General features: G+C 65.6%; 22 protein-coding genes and 1 pseudogene. 10 read left to right on the forward strand and 13 right to left on the reverse strand.

Annotation, left to right across the window (positions count from 1 at the left end; genetic code table 11):
- Positions 1-10 precede the first annotated feature (10 nt).
- Positions 11-172 carry a hypothetical protein gene (locus tag ACM0O9_RS02755; RefSeq protein WP_162911592.1) on the reverse strand — a complete coding sequence of 54 codons (162 nt, stop codon included), beginning with the start codon at positions 170-172 and terminating at the stop codon, positions 11-13.
- 208 nt (positions 173-380) lie between these two features.
- On the opposite strand from ACM0O9_RS02755, the gene ACM0O9_RS02760 reads away from it, so the two are divergent.
- The 4 genes from ACM0O9_RS02760 to ACM0O9_RS02775 all read left to right on the forward strand — a co-directional run bounded on the left by ACM0O9_RS02760 (position 381) and on the right by ACM0O9_RS02775 (position 3,469).
- Entirely contained in the window at positions 381-683 is a 303-nt protein-coding gene (locus ACM0O9_RS02760) for a GNAT family N-acetyltransferase (protein WP_005417588.1), read from the forward strand.
- 37 nt (positions 684-720) lie between these two features.
- Positions 721-1,602: a DUF3298 and DUF4163 domain-containing protein gene (locus tag ACM0O9_RS02765; protein WP_005417582.1), complete on the forward strand. Its 882-nt coding sequence runs from the start codon at positions 721-723 to the stop codon at positions 1,600-1,602.
- Positions 1,603-1,621: 19 nt separating this feature from the next.
- Entirely contained in the window at positions 1,622-2,737 is a 1,116-nt protein-coding gene (gene cfa / locus ACM0O9_RS02770) for a cyclopropane fatty acyl phospholipid synthase (RefSeq protein WP_197598578.1), read from the forward strand.
- A 198-nt stretch (positions 2,738-2,935) separates the two neighbouring features.
- On the forward strand, positions 2,936-3,469 hold the full coding sequence (locus ACM0O9_RS02775; protein WP_146256550.1) for a hypothetical protein: 534 nt from the start codon (positions 2,936-2,938) through the stop codon (positions 3,467-3,469).
- A gap of 114 nt (positions 3,470-3,583) precedes the next feature.
- On the opposite strand, the gene ACM0O9_RS02780 is transcribed toward ACM0O9_RS02775, so the two are convergent.
- Positions 3,584-5,752: a M3 family metallopeptidase gene (locus ACM0O9_RS02780; RefSeq protein WP_134955640.1), complete on the reverse strand. Its 2,169-nt coding sequence runs from the start codon at positions 5,750-5,752 to the stop codon at positions 3,584-3,586.
- Between the two features lie 130 nt (positions 5,753-5,882).
- On the opposite strand from ACM0O9_RS02780, the gene ACM0O9_RS02785 reads away from it, so the two are divergent.
- Complete coding sequence (locus tag ACM0O9_RS02785) at positions 5,883-6,362, forward strand: glutathione peroxidase (RefSeq protein WP_053497833.1); 480 nt, start codon at positions 5,883-5,885, stop codon at positions 6,360-6,362.
- A 70-nt stretch (positions 6,363-6,432) separates the two neighbouring features.
- Here the strand turns inward: ACM0O9_RS02785 and ACM0O9_RS02790 are convergent, their stop codons facing one another.
- The 4 genes and pseudogenes from ACM0O9_RS02790 to ACM0O9_RS02805 form a co-directional block, all read right to left on the reverse strand.
- A complete protein-coding gene (locus ACM0O9_RS02790; protein WP_197598580.1) occupies positions 6,433-7,212 on the reverse strand; it encodes a ferredoxin--NADP reductase in 780 nt (259 codons plus the stop codon).
- An 80-nt stretch (positions 7,213-7,292) separates the two neighbouring features.
- The gene (locus ACM0O9_RS02795; RefSeq protein ID WP_414603769.1) at positions 7,293-9,146 is read right to left on the reverse strand and encodes an ABC transporter ATP-binding protein; all 1,854 of its coding nucleotides are present in this window, start codon (positions 9,144-9,146) and stop codon (positions 7,293-7,295) included.
- Positions 9,147-9,287: 141 nt separating this feature from the next.
- Positions 9,288-9,736: pseudogene (locus ACM0O9_RS02800) on the reverse strand (carboxymuconolactone decarboxylase family protein).
- A gap of 36 nt (positions 9,737-9,772) precedes the next feature.
- The gene (locus ACM0O9_RS02805) at positions 9,773-10,669 is read right to left on the reverse strand and encodes an RNA polymerase sigma-70 factor (protein WP_235649374.1); all 897 of its coding nucleotides are present in this window, start codon (positions 10,667-10,669) and stop codon (positions 9,773-9,775) included.
- A gap of 147 nt (positions 10,670-10,816) precedes the next feature.
- Between ACM0O9_RS02805 and ACM0O9_RS02810 the strand changes: the two genes are divergently transcribed.
- From ACM0O9_RS02810 to ACM0O9_RS02820, 3 genes are all read left to right on the forward strand, one after another.
- Positions 10,817-12,334, forward strand: coding sequence for a fumarate hydratase (locus tag ACM0O9_RS02810; RefSeq protein ID WP_005417564.1), 1,518 nt, complete (start codon positions 10,817-10,819; stop codon positions 12,332-12,334).
- 122 nt (positions 12,335-12,456) lie between these two features.
- On the forward strand, positions 12,457-12,795 hold the full coding sequence (locus ACM0O9_RS02815; RefSeq protein WP_005417563.1) for a hypothetical protein: 339 nt from the start codon (positions 12,457-12,459) through the stop codon (positions 12,793-12,795).
- 58 nt (positions 12,796-12,853) lie between these two features.
- Entirely contained in the window at positions 12,854-13,489 is a 636-nt protein-coding gene (locus tag ACM0O9_RS02820; RefSeq protein WP_235649373.1) for a glutathione S-transferase family protein, read from the forward strand.
- Between the two features lie 73 nt (positions 13,490-13,562).
- Here the strand turns inward: ACM0O9_RS02820 and arsC are convergent, their stop codons facing one another.
- The 3 genes from arsC to ACM0O9_RS02835 form a co-directional block, all read right to left on the reverse strand.
- Positions 13,563-13,904 carry an arsenate reductase (glutaredoxin) gene (gene arsC, locus ACM0O9_RS02825; protein WP_005417554.1) on the reverse strand — a complete coding sequence of 114 codons (342 nt, stop codon included), beginning with the start codon at positions 13,902-13,904 and terminating at the stop codon, positions 13,563-13,565.
- Positions 13,904-15,058, reverse strand: a complete 1,155-nt coding sequence (locus tag ACM0O9_RS02830) for a phospholipase A (protein ID WP_005417552.1) — start codon at positions 15,056-15,058, stop codon at positions 13,904-13,906. Before ACM0O9_RS02830 ends, arsC begins: the two co-directional genes overlap by 1 nt.
- Before the next feature lie 118 nt (positions 15,059-15,176).
- Entirely contained in the window at positions 15,177-15,662 is a 486-nt protein-coding gene (locus ACM0O9_RS02835) for a DUF456 domain-containing protein (RefSeq protein WP_197598583.1), read from the reverse strand.
- 235 nt (positions 15,663-15,897) lie between these two features.
- Between ACM0O9_RS02835 and ACM0O9_RS02840 the strand changes: the two genes are divergently transcribed.
- Positions 15,898-16,107, forward strand: a complete 210-nt coding sequence (locus ACM0O9_RS02840) for a cold-shock protein (protein WP_005417546.1) — start codon at positions 15,898-15,900, stop codon at positions 16,105-16,107.
- Positions 16,108-16,180: 73 nt separating this feature from the next.
- Here ACM0O9_RS02840 and ACM0O9_RS02845 read toward each other — a convergent pair whose 3' ends face one another.
- A complete protein-coding gene (locus ACM0O9_RS02845; RefSeq protein WP_005417545.1) occupies positions 16,181-16,675 on the reverse strand; it encodes a glycine zipper 2TM domain-containing protein in 495 nt (164 codons plus the stop codon).
- A gap of 136 nt (positions 16,676-16,811) precedes the next feature.
- The gene (locus tag ACM0O9_RS02850; RefSeq protein ID WP_235649372.1) at positions 16,812-17,246 is read right to left on the reverse strand and encodes a hypothetical protein; all 435 of its coding nucleotides are present in this window, start codon (positions 17,244-17,246) and stop codon (positions 16,812-16,814) included.
- Between the two features lie 79 nt (positions 17,247-17,325).
- Here ACM0O9_RS02850 and ACM0O9_RS02855 point away from each other — a divergent pair, with 79 nt between their 5' ends.
- On the forward strand, positions 17,326-18,153 hold the full coding sequence (locus ACM0O9_RS02855; RefSeq protein WP_065178298.1) for a tRNA threonylcarbamoyladenosine dehydratase: 828 nt from the start codon (positions 17,326-17,328) through the stop codon (positions 18,151-18,153).
- Between the two features lie 77 nt (positions 18,154-18,230).
- Here the strand turns inward: ACM0O9_RS02855 and ACM0O9_RS02860 are convergent, their stop codons facing one another.
- Both ACM0O9_RS02860 and ACM0O9_RS02865 read right to left on the reverse strand, forming a co-directional pair.
- A complete protein-coding gene (locus ACM0O9_RS02860) occupies positions 18,231-19,004 on the reverse strand; it encodes a TatD family hydrolase (protein ID WP_005417542.1) in 774 nt (257 codons plus the stop codon).
- Complete coding sequence (locus ACM0O9_RS02865; protein WP_005417541.1) at positions 19,001-19,216, reverse strand: DUF6116 family protein; 216 nt, start codon at positions 19,214-19,216, stop codon at positions 19,001-19,003. Before ACM0O9_RS02865 ends, ACM0O9_RS02860 begins: the two co-directional genes overlap by 4 nt.
- Positions 19,217-19,236: the final 20 nt, after the last annotated feature.

The raw sequence follows: 19,236 nt of genomic DNA on the forward strand, positions 1-19,236 counted from the left end.
GTATCCGGTTTCAGGCCTGGGTCGTGTGGCCGTAGGTATCCAGCAGGCGGGCGAATACTTCCTCGCCGATGCGCTGGAAATCCTGATCCTCGGTCTGCCCTTCCACCGCCAGTTGCAGCAGGCCCTCCAGCAGGGCGCGGTCGGTATCGGAATGGGAATCGCTGGCGTGCATGGGAGCCTCCACGGTGGTGCGCATGATCAACGGTCGCAAGGGTCGTGCCAGCCTGGCCGTACCCCGCCATAGGCGATAGCGGCCGGCGCCCCTCCAGCTTGAGGGCGAAAACTGACGTGAATGGACTGGACTTGCCCCTGTTCAGGCTTCACGCGATCATGGCGCCCGGCTGCGCACCATCCACGCAGTCGCCGCAGGAGACAGTTCCATGGCTTCGGTCACGCCCCCCGGTCTGGCCTACGAGGTCGAACACGATCTGGCCAACCACCGCTTCACCGCCCGTGTGCGAGGACAGCTGGCGGTGCTGGACTACCAGATCAAGCGCAAGCGCATGGTCATCACCCACACCGAGGTGCCTGAGCCGATCGCCGGCCGTGGCATCGCCGGTGAACTCACCCGCGTGGCACTGCGTTTCGCCCGCGAGCAGAAGTACAAGGTGGTGCCGGCATGTTCCTACGCCGAGGCCTTCCTGCAGCGGCACGAGGAGTACCACGACCTGCTCGTTGGCTGAATGCCAGCGGGCCACGCTTCAGCCATGGCAGGCGATGATGTACAAACATGAACAGGGGATCCCGATGAAGATTGGAAACAACCGGCCACTGCACGGCAGCGTGCTGGCTGGCGTGGTGGGCGTGCTGTTGCTGGCCGGTTGCCAGCGTGAAAGCGAGCCGGCGCCGGTAACCGACGCGGCGCCCGCCGCCGAAGCCACCGCCGCCGGCGAGACGCCGGCCACGGAAGCGCCGCTGGACCTGCGCGACGTGATCGAAAACAACGAGCGCGAAGTGGTGGGCATCAGCTACCCGGCCGGTATCGACCGCTACCCCGGCCTGGCGCGCGCGCTGCAGAGTTATGCGACGAGTGCACGCAGTGACCTGCAGCAGGCGCTGGACGGGCTGGGCAATGACAAGCCGACCATGCCCTACGAGCTGTCGTTGAGCTTCGAGAAGCTGCTGGAAACCCCGCAGCTGGTGGTGGTCAGTGCCGATGGCAGCCGCTACACCGGTGGCGCCCATGGCGAACCGCTGGTGGCGCGCTTCGTATGGCTGCCGCAGCAGCAGCAGATGCTCAGTGCCGACAAGCTGGTGACCGATGCCAAGGGCTGGAAGGCAATCAGCGATTTCGTCTCCGACCAGCTGCGCGAACGCGTGGCCACGCGGCTCAGCGGCGAGGACATGGACCCGGCCCAACTGCAGGAATCGCTGCGCAACGCATCGCGCATGATCGCCGACGGTACTGGCCCGCAGGCCGACAATTTCAGCCAGTTCCAGCCACTGACCGACGACAAGGGGCAGATCACCGCGCTACGGTTTGTTTTCCCTCCGTACCAGGTGGGTCCATACTCGGACGGCACCCAGACCGCCGATGTACCGGCGGCGGTGCTGTTGCCGCACGTGGCCAAGGACTACGTGGAGCTGTTCGCACGCGGTTGACCGCAGTCGAGGAGGTGGCGTGGATACAGGGTTGCAGGAGCGGGTCGCCGGCCTGCTCCACGAAGCCGGGGTCCGCATCGGCGGTACCCAGCCACAGGACATCCAGGTGCATGACCCGCGCTTTTTCGCGCGGGTCATGGGCCACGGCTCGCTCGGCCTGGGCGAGAGCTACATGGAAGGGTGGTGGGATGCGAACGTCCTGGATGAATTCCTCGTCCACCTGATGCAGGCGCACCTGGATGAACGGGTGCACGGCTGGCGCGAAGTGGCCGATGCGCTGAAGGCGCGCCTGTTCAACCTGCAGGCGGGGCAGGGCAGCTACGAGGTCGGGCGCCGTCATTACGACCTGGGCAACGATCTCTACCAGGCCATGCTCGGTCAGCGCCTGGTCTACAGCTGTGGCTATTGGCGCAACGCCGATGATCTCGACGCCGCACAGGAAGCCAAGCTCGACCTGGTCTGCCGCAAGCTGGGCCTGCGCCCGGGCCAGCGCGTGCTGGACATCGGCTGCGGTTGGGGTGAAGCGCTGAAGTTCGCCGTTGAGCGCTACGGTGTCAGCGGCGTCGGCGTGACGATTTCGCAGGAGCAGGCCGAGTTCGCGCGGAACCTGTGCGCGGGCCTGCCGATCGAGATCCGATTGCAGGACTACCGCGAGCTGGACGAACCGTTCGATGCGATTTTCTCGATCGGCATGTTCGAGCACGTCGGTGACAAGAACTACGCGGGCTTTTTCGAGGTGGCCAAGCGTTGCCTGTCGCAGCGCGGCTTGCTGCTGTTGCACACCATCGGCACCAACATCTCCCGGCATCGCACCGATCCGTGGATCGCGCGCTACATCTTTCCCAACTCGATGCTGCCGTCGGCGGCGCAGATCACCCGGGCGTTCGAAGGCCGTTTCGTGCTGGAAGACTGGCACAACTTCGGCACCGACTACGACCTGACCCTGCAGGCATGGCGGCGCAACGTGGAAGCAGCGTGGCCGCAGTTGGACGCGCGTTACGACGAGCATTTCCGCCGCATGTGGCGCTTCTACCTGGCCGGGTCGATGGCCACCTTCCGCTGCCGGCACGCGCAGCTGTGGCAGCTGGTGCTATCGCCGGAAGGCGTGCCGGGTGGATACGTGGCGCCACGGTGAAGCCACGCCTGAGGTCAAGATGGCTTTGTCACTTGAAGATTGAAGGCCCGACGTATTTCCGATGATGAGCGGGAAGTCGCAGTTCTCGATTGCCGAAGCGCCTTAATCTGAAGACGGAGTCAGCTCAGCGTTAAATTGGCTGAGGCTGACAGCTACCCTACAGTCCGCAAGGAGAGAAGGATGGATGGGAGGAGGATCTTGCTTGCCGTTGTTCTTGGCCTGATCGCAGGTAATACGGCACAAGCGGGTACTGTGACGAAGTATCAGGGTGAGCATATTCGTGACACGGGCTACAACTGGGGCTGGGGCAAGGTGAGATCTCCCCTGTTTGACACGTTCGACGAGGCGCTTGACTGGACGCATGCCCAGGCAGCCATCAAGCATAATGGGGAGAACTATCTCTCGAAGTACGAGGACTTTCGGTTCTATTTCAGCCGGCTTGAGAACGGCCGACTGGCGAGCTATTACGGCGACAAAGTCTGGTTCACCCAAGATCTGGACCCGTCAGAAGACGAGCCTAGGTACTGTTACGACTGGTCCACGGGGATGACGGGGACTACTATCAACGGGAACGGTCACTTTATCTTCGCGAGTTCTGCTGACCTTTTGGAGTTGGCTGCGAGCGGCAGGTGGCTGGCATGGCTCAATAATTGCCCTGCAAATGTTGGTTTCGCAATCGTCTCGCTCCCCCTTGTGGCGGTTCGCGAAGTCGATGTCGACACGGCCGACTGAACTGTAGCAGGTGACCTCAGGGATCACCCTGCATGGTCTTTGGCATGAATGGCTCAACAAAAAAAACCGCCCGGTCTCCCGGGCGGTTTTCGTTTCACGCTAGCGCGCAGGCGATCAGTTGCTGGCGCCGGTCAGGCCACGCTTTTCCAGCAGCGGTTCGATCTGCGGCTCGTGGCCGGCGAAATCGCGGAACAGCTGCATCGCGTCGACGCTGCCGCCCTTGGACAGCAGGGTAGCGCGGAAGTGGTCGCCGTTCTTGCGGCTCAGGCCGCCATTGTCCTTGAACCACTTCTGGGTGTTGGCATCCAGCACTTCCGACCAGATGTAGGCGTAGTAGCCGGCCGAATAGCCGCCCATGATGTGGCTGAAGTACGGGGTCTTGTAACGCGGCGGAACCGGAGCGTAGTAGATGCCGTCCTTCTCCAGTGCGGCGCGCTCGAAGGCCATCACGTCCTTGGCCGCCGGCACCTGGTCCGGGCCGATCTGGTGCCAGTTCTGGTCCAGCATCGCCGCGCCCAGGTATTCGGTGGTGGCGAAGCCCTGGTTGAACTTGGCCGCCGCCAGCACCTTGTCCAGCAGCGCCTGCGGCATCGCCGAACCGTTCTGGTAGTGCTTGGCGTAGTTCTTCAGGATGACCGGGTTGTCCGACCACATCTCGTTGACCTGGGAGGGGAACTCGACGAAGTCACGCGGCACCGAGGTGCCCGAGAAGTACGGGTACTTCACGTTGGAGAACATGCCGTGCAGGGCGTGGCCGAACTCGTGGAAGGTGGTGTTCACCTCGTCCCAGGTCAGCAGGGTCGGCTGGCCGGCCGGCGGCTTCGGAATGTTCAGGTGGTTGGCGACCACCGGCTTGAAGCCGGTCAGCTTGGACTGCGAGACGTAGGAGTTCATCCACGCACCACCGCGCTTGGAGGCGCGTGCATACGGGTCGAAGATGAAGATCGCCAGCTGGCTGCCGTCGGCGTCGAACACGTCGTAGACGGTGACGTCATCGTGGTAGACCGGCAGGTCGGTGCGCTGCTTGAAGGTCAGGCCGAATTCCTGGCCCGCGGCGTAGAACACGCCGTTCTCCAGCACGTTCTTCATTTCGAAGTACGGCTTCAGCTGCGACTCGTCGAAGTTGTACTTGGCTTGGCGCACCTTCTCGCTGTAGAAGGCCCAGTCCCACGGTTCCAGCTTGAACGTCGGCTTGCCGGCGGCCTTCTGTTCCTGGTCGATCATCGCCTGCAGGTCGGCGGCTTCACGCTTGGCGTTGGCCACCGCGGCCGGGGCCAGCTTGCCCAGCATTGCGTTGACCGCTTCGGGGGTCTTGGCGGTCTGGTTGGTCAGGTTGTAGGCGGCGAAGTTCGGGAAGCCCATCAGCTTGGCCTTGTCGGCACGCAGCTGCATGATGCGCGAGACCAGCGCGGTGTTGTCGAACTCACCGCCACGGCTGCCACGGCTGACCGACGCTTCGTAGATCTTCTGGCGCAGGGCGCGGTTGGCCAGGTTGGTCAGCGGCGGCTGGCCGGTGGTGTTGAGCAGGGTGATCACGTACTTGCCGTCCTGGCCGCGGGCCTTGGCGGCTTCGGCGGCGGCGGCGATCTGCTCCTTGGACAGGCCGTCCAGCGCCTTGACGTCGTCGACGGTGATTGCCGAAGCGTTCACTTCCGACTGCACGTTCTGGCTGAACTTGGTGCCCAGGTTGGCCAGCTCGGCGTTCATCTCCTTCAGCTTGGCCTTGTCGGCCTCGGACAGCTTGGCGCCTGCGCGCACGTAGTTGTCGTAGTACTTCTCGACCAGGCGCACGCCTTCGGCGTCCAGGCCCAGCTGGCTGCGGGTGTCATACAGCGCCTGGATGCGGGCGAACAGCTTGCCGTTCAGCGCGATCGCATCGCTGTGCGCGGCGAACTTCGCCGAGTAGTCGGCCTGCAGCTTCTTGCGGGTGTCGTTGGTATCGGCGCCGACCAGGCTGAAGAACACGGTGGTCGCGCGGTCGAGGATGTCACCGCTCTTTTCCAGGGCGATGATGGTGTTGTCGAAGGTTGGCTTGGCCTTGTTGTTGGCGATGGCCTCCACTTCCTTCAGCTGCTGCGCCATGCCGGCGTCGAAGGCCGGGGCGAAGTCGCTGTCCTTGATCCTGTCGAACTGCGGATAATGCAGGGGCAGCGGGCTTTCGGCGAAGAACGGATTGGCCTGCTGGGCATGGGTGCTGGCAGACGGGGTGACGGCGCTGGCCGAGAAGGCGGGCAGGGCAAGGCCGAGGGACATGGCCACGGCAAGGGCAAGGCGGGTGGTCAAGGCAGGGACTCCGGTAAGGCAAACAAGGGCCCGAGGGTAACCCGGCCGGCGGCGTCCGCACTTGTGTCAAAAGGCATGTTGCCGGCTCCGGGCGCGGGTACCGTGCATTCACCGCCCACGGCCCGCCATCATGACCAGCGCCTACGATTTCAGCTTCCGTGACCTCGACGGCCAGCCGCAGGCGCTGGCCCGTTATCAGGGCCACCCGTTGCTGCTGGTGAACGTCGCCAGCCGCTGTGGCTTCACCCCGCAGTACACCGGCCTGGAACAGTTGTGGCAGGACTACCGCGAGCGCGGCCTGGTGGTGATCGGCTTCCCGTGCAACCAGTTCGGTGCGCAGGAGCCGGGGGACGCGGCGCAGATCCGCCAGTTCTGTTCGCTGGACTATCCGGTCAGCTTTCCGCTGTCGGAGAAGATCGAGGTCAACGGCGAGGGCGCTGATCCGTTGTGGGCCTGGATGACGCACGAAAAGCGTGGCCTGCTCGGCAGTGCCCGCATCAAGTGGAATTTCAGCAAGTTCCTGGTCGATCGCCAGGGGCAGGTGGTGTCGCGGCATGCGCCCACCACCAGGCCGGAGCAGTTGCGCAGCGCGATCGAAGCGCTGCTGTAGAGCCGAGCCCACGCTCGGCTGCTTTTCCGGCTGACTCCGAGCGCGGGCTCGGCTCTACAGATGCGATGGGCTATTTCTCGACGAACGCGCGCTCGAACACGTAGTGGCCCGGTTGGCCGATGCGCGGCGAAACCTGGAAACCCCGGGCATCGAGCACGGTGCGAAGGTCGGCCAGCATCTGCGGGCTGCCGCAGATCATCGCGCGGTCGTTTTCCGGGCTCAGTTCCGGCAGGCCGAGGGTGCGCTGCATCTCGCCGCTCTCCATCAGCTGGGTCAGGCGGCCCTGGTTGGCGAACGGCTCGCGGGTGACGGCCGGGTAGTACAGCAGCTTGTCGCCGATCATCTCGCCGAGGAACTCGTGCTCACGCAGTTCCCTCTCGAAGTAATCGCGGTAGGCCAGGTCCTTTTCGAAGCGCACGCCGTGGCACAGGATCACCTTCTCGAAGCGCTCGTAGGTTTCCGGGTCCTTGATGACCGACAGCCACGGCGCCAGGCCGGTGCCGGTGCCCAGCAGGTACAGGTTCCTGCCGGGATGCAGGTCGCTGATCAGCAGGGTGCCGGTGGGCTTCTTGCCGACCAGTACCTTATCGCCCGGCTTGATGTGCTGCAGGCGCGAGGTCAGCGGGCCGTCCTGCACCTTGATGCTGAAGAACTCCAGCTGTTCTTCCCAATTGGCACTGGCAATGGAATAGGCGCGCAGCAGCGGTCGCGCCTCGGTTTCCAGGCCGATCATCACGAACTGGCCGTTCTCGAAGCGGAAGCCGCTGTCGCGGGTGGTGGTGAAGCTGAAGTAGGCATCGGTCCAGTGACGGACCTCAAGCACCGTTTCGGCGCCGAAAGCGGAGGACATGGGCGTATCTATCGAAAGTCGTCGGGGGTAATTCTATCTCAAATGAGACAAGTTCTCATTGGGCGGAACGAGAGGCGTTCTCAACGGTAACCCGCCGCCTGCAGCTCGAACAGCTCGGCATAGCGGCCGCCCTGCGCCATCAGCTGCGCATGGGTGCCGCTGGCCTCGATCCGGCCATCGGCCAGCACCAGGATGCGGTCGGCCATGCGTACCGAGGAAAAGCGGTGGGAAATCAGTACTGCGGTGCGATTATCCGCCAGTTCCCTGAACCGCTGGAACACCTCGAACTCACTGCGGGCATCCAGCGCTGCCGTTGGCTCATCCAGGATCATCACCTGCGCATTGCGCATCCATGCGCGGGCAATGGCGATCTTCTGCCACTGGCCACCGGACAGGTCCACGCCCTGCTTGAAGCGGCGGCCGATCTGCTGGTCGTAGCCGCCGGGCAGGTCGTCGATGACTTCCTCGGCCATGCCGCGTCGCGCCGCGTCAGCGATGCGTGCCTGGTCGTCCATCGCCTCGACCTGGCCGACGCCGATGTTTTCGCCGGCGCTGAGGTTGTAGCGCACGAAGTCCTGGAAGATCACCCCGAGGTTGGCGCGCAGGTCATCCAGGTCGTAATCGCGCAGGTCGCGGCCATCGAGCAGGATGCGGCCTTCGTCCGGTTCGTACAGCCGCGCCAGCAGCTTCACCAGGGTGGTCTTGCCGGCGCCGTTCTCGCCGACCAGGGCCAGCACTTCGCCGGCGTGCAGCTGGAAATCCAGGTGACGCACCGCCCACTGTTCGGCATCGGGGTAGCGGAAGCCGACGTTCTCGAATACGAAGCCCTGGCGGATCGGTTGCGGCACGCGCACGGCCCCATCGCGCGAGTGGATTTCCGGCTGGATCTGGAAGAACGAGAACAGGTCCTCCAGGTACAGCGCCTGGCTGGCCACCTGCGAGAAGCCGATCAGCAGGCCTTCCAGCAGCTGGCGCAGGCGCAGGAAGCTGCCGGCGAGGAAGGTCAGGTCGCCGATCGAGAAGTCCCCACGCACCGTGCGCCATGCGATGTAGGCGTAGGCGGTGTAATACCCCAGCGTGCCCAGCGCAGCCAGCAGCGTGCCCCAGAACGCGCGGCGCCGTGCCAGGGCGCGGTTGGCCTGGAACAATGCCACCGACAGGCGCCGGTAGCGCTCCACCAGGAAGCGGTGCAGGTTGTAGATCTTCACTTCCTTGGCCGTTTCCACGCTGGCGCCCAGCTGGCGCAGGTAGTCGAGCTGGCGGCGCTCGGGCGTCCACTGGAAGTTGAGGCTGTAGCCGGCCGCGTTGAAGTGCGATTCGCCGATGAAGGCCGGCACCAGTGCCAGCGCCAGCAGCAGGATCAGCCACGGCGCGTAGACCAGCAGGCCGACGGCGAGGCTGGCCACGGTGATCGCGTCCTGCACCTGGCCGAACAGCTGGCTCATCAGGTTCATCCTGCCCATGGTCTGGCGGCGCGCACGGTCCAGCTTGTCCTGCAGATCCGGGTCTTCGAAATCCTCCAGGTCCAGCGTCGCGGCGTGTTCCATCAGACGGATGCTGGTGGCGTTGGCGAACAGTTCGGAAAGCAGAACGTCGGCATAGCTGACCAGCCGGCCGAGCAGGTCTGAGGCGATGGCCAGGCCGAATTCCAGTGCCAGCAGGCCCAGCAGTGGATTGAGCAGGCCGCTGGACAGCGCCTCGCCCAGCGGCGGGAAGCCGGCATCGTGCTGGCTCAGGTGCAGGGCGCTGTCGATGATCAGCTTGCCGACGTAGAGCATCGCCACCGGCAGCAGCGCACGGATCAGGCGCAGCCCCAGGCTGGCCAGGGTCAGCGCCGGACTGGTCTTCCAGACCATGCGCAGGAAGGGGGGCAGATTGCGCATCGCCCTGAAGCGCTGGCGCAGGCTGGGTTTCTTCGCGGCGGCAGTAGGCATGCCGCCATTGTGCGCGCGCACGGCGTGCAGATGGGGTCAGATGGGGTCAGATCCCTTTGCAGCGCAAAGGGCTCTGACCCCGCCACCGCGCCTCGGAGTCAGAGCCCTTCGCCATGCGAAGGGATCCGACCCCGCTCTCCGTTACGGCAGCGGTGGCAGCAGCCCCGCACCCAGCCGGTTCCAGGCATTGATCACCGCAATGCCCATGCTCAGGTCGCTGATGCCCTTCGCATCGAAGTGCGGTGCCAGCGCATCGAACGCTGCCTGCGACGGCGCTCCGTCGGTCAAGCGGGTCAGCGCCTCGGCCCAGCCCAGTGCTGCGCGTTCGCGCGCATCGAAGAAGCGGCTTTCGTGCCAGGCGGGCAGGGTGTCCAGCTTGCGCGGCTCGATGCCGCCCGGCGCAGCGCGGTGCCGTGCATGTCCATGCAGTAGCCGCAGCCGTTGAGCTGCGACACGCGCAGGAACACCAGCTCCATCAGGGTCGGGTCGATCGAGCTGTCATGCACCGCCTGGCTGGTGGCCAGCAGGCCCTTGAAGGCCTCGGCGGCCAGGCGGGTGTAGGGGACGCGGGGGAAGGTGTGATCGGACATCGTGGGCTCCACGGCGGCCACGATGGCCGCCTTTCATCACAAGGACGCCGCAGCGTCGTGGTGCGTGACAACCTTCGGCAATTTTTCTGGATTCAGCACGCTGTACACGTTGGCGATGCGGCAATCGACCACCTCGATGGTGGTGACTGAGTGCAGGCGGTCGCCCTGGAAGCGCAGGATCGCCGGTTCGCCGTTGACGTAGCCCAGCTGCGCCGGATGCACCGCGCCGCGGCGGGCGATGGCCCAGAACAGGCGGCCGATGCGCTCGGCGCCCAGCAGCGGGCGGATCGCGGCGGTAACCACGCCGCCACCGTCGGAGACCAGTTGCGCGTTGGCGTGCAGCAGGGCCTGGATCGCCTCGCTGTCGCCGCGCTGCGAGGCATCCATGAAGCGCGTCAGCAACTGCCGGTGCTGGATGGCATCGGCGTTGAAGCGCGGCCGTCCGGCCTGCAGGCGCTGCCGGGCACGGTGCACCAGCTGCCGGCAGTTGGCTTCGCTGTGGCCGATCAGGTCGGCGATCTCACGGTAGTCGTGGTCGAAGGCCTCCTTCAGCAGGAAGGCGGCGCGTTCTTCGGGGCCGAGCTGTTCGAGCAGGGTCAGGAAGGCGACCGAGACCTCGTCGGCCAGCGCATGCAGCTGGGCCGGGCCGGGCGAGGGGTCAGGCTCCAGGGTGACCGCCAGCGGTTCGGCCAGCCATGGGCCGACATAGTGGACACGCTCGCGCTTGGCCGCTCGCAGGCGGTCCAGGCCGAGCCGGGTGGTGGTGGTGACCAGCCAGGCCTCTGCATCGCGGACGCTGGCGGGATCGGCGCCGGACCAGCGCAGCCAGGCGTCCTGGACCACGTCTTCGGCGTCGGCGCGGCTGCCGAGCAGGCGATAGGCCAGCGCCATCAGGCGCGGGCGGTGGGTCTGGAAAACGGTTTCGGCGTTCATGTGTGCAAGGACGCCGCAGTGGCGCGTGGCGTGACAGAGCGTCGGGGGGAATCTTGCCGGCCAGCGGCCGGCACGACCACCCCGGGGCCGGGGGAGGGGGTAAAATGGGCGGATTACCCCCGCCAGCCTCGAGCAAGCGAGCAAGCCGTGACATCGATCAAGCAGGAAGACCTCATCCAGTCCATCGCCGACGCGCTGCAGTACATCTCGTACTACCACCCGGTCGACTACATCAAGAACCTCGCCGCCGCGTACGAGCGCGAGGAGTCGCCGGCCGCGAAGGAAGCGATGGCCCAGATCCTGATCAATTCGCGGATGTGCGCCGAAGGCCACCGTCCGATCTGCCAGGACACCGGCATCGTCACCGTGTTCCTGGAAATCGGCATGGACGTGCGTTGGGATGACGCCACCATGGGCGTGGAAGACATGGCCAATGAAGGCGTTCGCCGCGCCTACATGCATCCGGACAACAAGCTGCGCGCCTCGGTGCTGGCTGATCCGGCCGGCAAGCGGATCAATACCAAGGACAACACCCCGGGCGTGGTCAACGTCAAGGTGGTGCCGGGCAACAAGGTCGACGTCATCGTTGCCGCCAAGGGCGGTGGTTCGGAAGCGAAGACCAAGTTCGCCATGCTCAACCCGTCCGACTCCATCGTCGACTGGGTGCTGAAGACCGTGCCGACCATGGGCGCCGGCTGGTGCCCGCCGGGCATGCTCGGCATCGGCATCGGTGGCACCGCCGAGAAGGCGATGCTGCTGGCCAAGGAGGCGCTGATGGAACCGATCGACATCACCGAGCTGCAGGCCCGTGGTGCCTCCAACCGCATCGAGGAGCTGCGCCTGGAGCTGTATGAGAAGGTCAATGCATTGGGCATCGGTGCGCAGGGCCTGGGCGGCCTGACCACTGTGCTGGACATCAAGATCAACGACTATCCGACCCATGCGGCCAACCTGCCGGTGGCGATGATCCCGAACTGCGCCGCCACCCGCCATGCGCACTTCACCCTGGATGGCAGTGGCCCGGTGATGCTGGACCCGCCGTCGCTGGAAGACTGGCCGAAACTGACCTATGACGCGTCCAAGGGCACCCGCGTGGACCTGGACACGATCACCCCGGAAGACGTGGCCAGCTGGAAGCCGGGCCAGACCCTGCTGCTCAACGGCAAGCTGCTGACGGGTCGCGATGCCGCGCACAAGCGCATGGTCGACATGCTCAACAAGGGCGAGGAGCTGCCGGTCGATCTGAAGGGCCGCTTCATCTATTACGTCGGCCCGGTCGATCCGGTGCGCGACGAAGTGGTGGGCCCGGCTGGCCCGACCACGGCGACCCGCATGGACAAGTTCACCGAGCAGGTGCTGGCGCAGACCGGCCTGCTGGGCATGGTCGGCAAGGCCGAGCGCGGCCCGGCCGCCATCGAGGCGATCAGGAAGCACAAGTCGGCCTACCTGATGGCCGTTGGTGGTTCGGCCTACCTGGTGTCCAAGGCGATCAAGGCGGCCAAGGTCGTTGGTTTCGCCGACCTGGGCATGGAAGCGATCTACGAGTTCACCGTGCAGGACATGCCCGTGACCGTGGCGGTGGATTCCACCGGCGAATCGGTGCACAAGACCGGCCCGCGCGAATGGCAGGCCCGCATCGGCAAGATTCCGGTGGTTGTGGAGTAAGCCCTCCATCCCGGACCAGACAACGGCGCCCCTGTGGCGCCGTTGTTGTGTGGGCAAAAATATTGATGTTCCGGTAGCGGTTGTTCTGCTACGGTCGGAACACCCTCGCACAGGACGTGTCCATGGCCCTGCATCGGTTCATCGTGGTAGGCGTGCTGCTGGCCCTGGCCGGTTGCAGCACCCCGGCGTCATACGAAGGCGCGGATTTCCCAGCATCCGCGCAATGCCGCGTGCAGTGCCAGGCCGGCTATCGCAGCTGCATGGCGCAGAATGACTCCCTCGGCAGCCGCCAGAGCAACTGCGAGCAGCAGGTGGTGCCGGCGCCGGACAAACGCTGCAAGGACGTGGACAATCCGGACCTGCGCCGTGCCTGCGAACTGAAGACGCACGACTGCGCGATGCGCGCGCCGATGATGTCCTGTGGCGAGCGCCGGGATTCCTGCATGAGCAGCTGCGGCTGAGCAACGATCGCGCGCGTGGGCGCATAATCGGCTGATCCCCCTGCACAGGATCTTCCGCATGAGCACCACGCTGTATGGTTCGACCAGTACCGCCGCGCTGGTCGTGCACTGGCTGCTGATCGAGCTCGGCATCGAGCATGAACTGGTGCTGCTGGATTTCGACGCGCGCGAGCACAAGTCGGCGCGGTACCTGGCGCTCAATCCGGCCGGTGTGGTGCCGACACTGTTGATCGATGGCCTGGTACTGACCGAAGCGGCGGCCATCGCCCTGTACCTGGCCGATCGCCACCCGGAGGCCGGCCTGCTCCCGGTACCGGGCACGCCGCAGCGTGGCGATGCCTACCGCTGGATGTTCTGGTGTGCCAATACGCTGCAGCCGGCCTATCGGGCCTGGTTCTATCCGCATGAAATGGCCGGCCAGGCGAACGTCGAGGCCAGCCGCGAGAGGGCGCGTCAGCGGCTCGAAGCGGCCTGGCAGCACGTTGCCGCTCACCTGCAGGCGCACGGCCCGTACCTGCTGGGCGCCACGCCCTGCGTGGTCGACTACATGCTGGTGATGCTGATGCGCTGGTCGCGCAACATGCCCAGGCCCAGTGACACCTGGCCAGAGCTCAAGGCGCATGCCACCTCGATGAAGGCGCGCCCGGCGTTCGCCGAGGTCTACCGCCGCGAAGGCATCACCGACTGGCGGTAACCAAAAAAGGGGACGGAGGGAACTAAGTCGTTTGTGCACAAACGACTTAATTCCCTCCGTCCCCTTTTCCGGGTTACAGGATCTCCAGCACTGTTTCCGGTGGGCGGCACAGCCGCGTGCCCTTGGTCGTGCGCACCACGGGGCGATTGATCAAGCGGGGATGTTCGCTCATCGCCGCCAGCAGCGTGGCGTCGTCGGCGCCGTCCAGGCCCAGTTCGGCGAACAGCGCCTCCTTGCTGCGTACCAGTTCCTGTGCGTGCAGCCGGGATTCGGCCAGTACCTGGCGCAGCGTGGCTGCGTCCGGCGGGTTGCCCAGGTAGTCGATCACCACCGGCTCGAAGCCCGCATCGCGGATCAGTTTCAGTGCGCCGCGCGAGTTGCTGCAGGCCGGGTTGTGCCAGATCGTCACGTCCATCAGAACCACTCCAGCAGAGACACGCCCACACCCACGTAGGTGGCCTTGTGGTTGTAGTCGATCAGGCTTTCGCCGTAGCCGTCGAAGACCTGCACATGGCCACGCAGCAGGTTGCTGATCGGGAAGCCGTAGTCCAGCTGCAGCGCACCGTGCGAACGGCTTCCGGTGCGCAGTGAATGGCGCGCCATCAGCGAGACCTCATGCCCATTGCGGTTCCAGGTCAGGGTGGCGTCGCCGCGGCCCATGTAATCCTCGATGTCCGGATTGTTGTCTTCGCTGCGGCTTTCCGGAATGCGGTACCAGGGACGCAGCACCAGCGCCCAGTTCTCGCGGTCCAGGCCGATGTTGAGCATGACCCGGTTCCAGCTGCGTGACAGCGGGTCGGCGCGGCCATTGGACTGGTGGTTCAGCGCGATGCCGGTCATGCGCCCGCGCCAGCCACCGATCGAGTAGCCGTTGCGGAACACCATCATCACTTCCGGCTCGTAATTGGTTTCGCGGAACGGGCGCGAATCCTCGCTGTTGTAGGCCTGCCAGCGCGAACTCTGGGTGTAGCCGGCCCAGATGTCGCCGTTGTCGCCGAACAGGTTCTCGACGATCTTGGTCTTGAAGCTGATCTGGAACTTCAGCTCGGCACTGTCGAGTACCTGCGGGGTGGTTACGCTGTTGGCCGGGTTCGGCGAGTGCGGCATGGTGTTGCGATCGCTGGTCCAGAAGGCGGGCAGCAGGTACACCGGCTTGTAGGCGCGCAGTTGGAACGGCCCCAGCTTGGAGTCCTCGGCCAGTTCCCAGCGGCTGTCCAGCAGCGAACCGCGGCCGGCGTTGGCCAGCGCGCTGTCCGGCGTCGCCGGGCGGAACAGGTCGCTCACCCGCTCGCGCAGCTTTTCCTCGCCCTGGCTCACGCGCGCGGTCTGCCGTTCTTCGCGGCGGGCCTGTGCAGCCGCTTCGGCGGCAGCATCAGCGGCGGCGGTAGCCTCCGGGGTATGCCCGAACAGGCGGTCATAGCAGGCCAGCCGGGCCGCGTCGGTGGTAATTGCCGCGCAGGCGGCCGGTGAGGTATCGGCGGTAGGCGCGAACTCCTGCGCAGCCAGCGGTGCACTGGCCAGGGCAAGCGCCAGCGGCGCCAGACGGGGAGACAGCGTGGGGAGGGTCATTGCAGCAGGCCCTTCGATGAATTCGGGAATCACACAGTGTGGCGGCTGTGCCGGATCGCGGCCAGCCCCACGGTTTATGCACGGTCACAGCGTGCGCGTGGCGTGAAGGCCCGGTGGCTCAGAAGAACCAGGCGAACGCGAACAGGCCCAGCATCGCGATCACGACCGCCAGTTTCAGTGCCAGGCCAAGCAGGATGCCGAGCCAGGTGGCCAGACCGACCCTGGTCGAGCGGCCGAGTTCGCGGGTGTGCCAGTACTCGCCGAGCAGGCCACCGACCAGCGGTCCGGCGAACAGGCCGATGGGCATGAAGAACAGGCCGACGATGCTGCCGACGAAGGTTCCCCACAGCGCCTTGCGGCTGGCACCGACACGCTGCGCGCCGACCACCGTGGCCAGCACGTCCACCAGCAGCGAAAGCAGGGTCAGTACCCCAAGCGCGACCAGGGTAGGCCAGCCGACGTGGGCAAAGCCGTCGGCCCAGGCGGCCAGCAGCAGTCCGATGAACACCAGCGGGATGCCCGGGAGGGCCGGCAGGATGATGCCGGCGATGCCTATCAGGACAAAAATGACCGCTAGCAGATACAAGATGAATGAGAGTCCCATGCTGTCCCGTATGGAGTCCGTTTTGGGGTTGACAGTGAAAGATTTTGCCAGTTGCTTTTTCGTTTTGGCCGGGTTAAGTTGCAGTCGCTGAGCTTGGCAAGGTCACCGTGGATCGTGGCCTGATGAAGCAAGATCTTCCCGATCCGCTGCATCGATGCACCTCGCTTCCCCCTTGCTTGTCAGCCGCCCACCAGGCGTTTCCAACAACAAGAGAGAGTCAAAGGGAGTTAGTGAGATGGCTGATCGCGAGACCGGTACCGTAAAGTGGTTCAATGATGCGAAGGGCTTCGGCTTCATCAGCCGGCAGAATGGCGAGGACGTGTTCGTGCACTTCCGCGCCATCGAGACCCAGGGCTTCAAGAGCCTCAAGGAAGGCCAGAGTGTGAGCTTTGAAGTCGTGCAGGGCCAGAAGGGCCTGCAGGCTGACAAGGTCCAGCCGATGTAACATCTGCCGTCCGTCGGCATGAAAAAAGGCCCGCGCAAGCGGGCCTTTTTCTTTGCCTTTGGCCCGCTGCAGGTCAGCGCAGGATGACCTTGCCGTTGACCACGCGCACATAGGTGTTCTCACGGATGCCACCCAGGTCACGCTGGTTGACCACGATGGTGCGGCCATCATCCATGCGCACGCTGATGTCGTAGGTATCGCTGGTCACATTCTTCTGGATCTGGTTGCCGGCCAGGGCGCCACCGACTGCGCCTGCAGCGGCGGCAATGTTCTTGTTGCCACGGCTGCCACCGGTGTGGTCGGAGATTTCATGGCCGGCCACGGCGCCAACGATGCCGCCGAGGATCGCGCCGGTCGCGCTGGGTGCGGTGCGGCCCGAGGGCACGGTGTTGATGCGGGTGACGATGCCACAGTCCGCGCAGCGGCCCTGGTTGTAGCCGCCGTTGTTGCCGTAGCCGCCGTTGTTGTAGCCGTTGTTGTAACCACCGCCACTGTAACCGGGCGAGGTGGCACAACCGGCCAGCGCGAGGGTAGCGATGGCGCTGGCGGCGATGAGCTGGATCTTCATGGGGCGTCTCCTGGCCGTGAAGGCGGGTATGTTGGGTGGTACTGCGTCATGCAGCAGGGTGGACGAATCCTCTCCCTTCGAACGTGAACAACGCGCCAACCACGCACCCGATGCCCGGCTGCAGGATGAACGCGCCTCAGCGGAAATCCTTGTGGCAGGCCTGGCAATCGGCCTGCAGCGTTTCCACGAGCTGGGCCAAGGCCCTGCAGTCGCCTGGCGGTGCAGCCAGCGCCGTGTTGAGGTTGCCGCGAAGTCGGCTGGCGTGCTGCTGGAACTGCGTGCTGTCCTTCAGCCCGGGAAACGCCAGGTCCAGGTCATTGGACAACAGGCGTAGCGCCTGCAGCCGCGGCACGCTGTCGGCCAGGCTGCAGCGGTTCTGCTGCTGGGCCCGCTGCAGCTGCTGCGACTGCCGCTGCATCACCTGCATCAGGCTGTCCGGGAACGGGTCGCGACGCGCCTGCAGGGCGCGGCCTACCATCACCGTGGCGACCAGGCCGATCAGCAGGCCCAGGCACAGTACGAACAGGTAGCGATGGGCAGGGGACAGGCGGCGGGGCGGGCTGGCGTTCATGCGGGCTCTCCGGGCGTGCAACGGTGGGTTCGACGTCGGCGTGCTTTGGGCGCTGGCACCTGCACGTTAAAATAGCCCGATGAACGAACAGGTCAAACAACGCTTTGCCGGCATCGAACGGCTGTATGGCGTGGGTGCGCTCGAGCGCCTGCAGGGCAGCCGCGTGGCGGTGGTCGGCATGGGCGGCGTCGGCTCGTGGGTGGTGGAGGCGCTGGCCCGTTCGGCGGTCGGTCATCTCACCCTGATCGATGCCGACGACATCTGCGTGTCCAACACCAACCGGCAGCTGCCGGCGATGGAAGGCAATTACGGGCGCAACAAGGCCGAGGCGATGGCCGAGCGCTGCCGTGCGATCAATCCGGGGATCGACGTCGATGCCGTGCAGGCATTCCTGACGATGTCCAACATGGCTGAGCTGCTGGACCGCGGGTTCGATCTGGTGATCGATGCCTGCGACAGCTTCCGGGTCAAGGTCGAGACGATCGCCTGGTGCCGCCGCCGCAAGCTGCCGCTGCTGACCGTCGGCGCTGCCGGTGGCCGCACCGACCCGACCCTGGTACGTATCCGCGATGTCTCGCGCACCGAGCATGACGCCATGCTGGCGCTGATCCGCAAGAAGCTGCGCAGCGAGTTCAACTTCCCGAAGAACGCCAAGCGCTATTTCGGCGTGCCGGCGGTGTATTCGCTGGAGAATGTGAAGTACCCGCAGGCCGATGGCAGCGTCTGCGGCATTCGTCCGAACCTGGGTGCCGATGCGGCGTTGAAGCTGGACTGCGGCGCCGGTCTGGGCGCGGCGACCCACATCACCGGCGCGTTCGCCTTTGCGGCGGTGGGCAAGGCGCTTGAGATGCTGCTGGAGCCGAAGAAGGCGAAAACCGAGGTGGCCGAGGCTTACGCCGACGCGTGACGGTGGTGCCGGCCGCTGGCCGGCATCGGGTTCGTCGCCGTCGTTACAGCGTGCCGGCCAAGGTCGGGCCCCCGCCGTCACATTGCCGGCAGCGCGAACAGCCGCCGTGCATTCTCTGTCGTGGCCTGTGCCAGGGCCTCCAGCTCCATTCCGCGCAGCGCGGCCACGTGCCGGGCAATGGTTGCCAGCCGTGCCGGTTCGTTGCGCTGGCCGCGGACCCCTGCGTCGGGCTGGTCGGGCGCGTCGGTTTCCAGCAGCAGCTGCTCCAGCGGCATCCCGCGTACCAGCCGTTGCAGGCGCTGCGCCCGCTCGTAGGTCAGCGGACCGCCAAGGCCCAGCAGGAAGCCGTGCCTGTGCAGTTGCGCGGCCTGTTCGGGGCTGCCGGAAAAACTGTGCACCACGCCGCGCAGGCCGCCGACGCGACGGATCGCGGCGATCACCGCATCCACCGCGCGTCGCGCGTGCACGATCACCGGCAGATCGAATTCTCGGGCCAGTTCCAGCTGGCCGATGAAATACGCCTGTTGAGCCTCGGCATCCAGTCCTTCGACGAAGAAGTCGAGGCCGCATTCGCCGATCGCGCAGGGGCGTTCGCGCTCGATCCACTCGCGCAGCAGTGGCAGGTGCCCAGGCTGGTGATCGGCCAGGAACACCGGGTGCAGGCCGAAGGCCGGGTACAGCCCGGGCGCCTGCTGGCAGACCTCGCGCAGTTTCGGCCAGCTGGCAGCGGTGACCGCTGGCACCACCTGTTGGCGCACACCCACGGCCTGCGCCCGCTCGATCACCGCGGCACGGTCAGGGTCGAACGCGCTCGCGTCGAGATGACAGTGGCTGTCGACCAGCACGCTCAACGCTGTTCCAGCGGCGGTGGCGTGGTGGCGTTGCGGCTCTTCCAGTTGGCCAGCAGCAGCGTGCCGAAGCCCAGCACCAGCTCATCGATGAACGGGATCGGGTCCGGGATGAACAGCGTCAGCACGAACAGGCCGGCGGTGAGCTTGAACAGGGTGGGGTAGCGCAGCCGGCGCGCCCATTGCAGTACTGGCAGCAGCATCGGGTTGGCCATGGCGGGGATCCTCGTGGGGA

The organism is Stenotrophomonas sp. FR012 (assembly GCF_047520565.2).
GTDB lineage: Bacteria > Pseudomonadota > Gammaproteobacteria > Xanthomonadales > Xanthomonadaceae > Stenotrophomonas > Stenotrophomonas sepilia.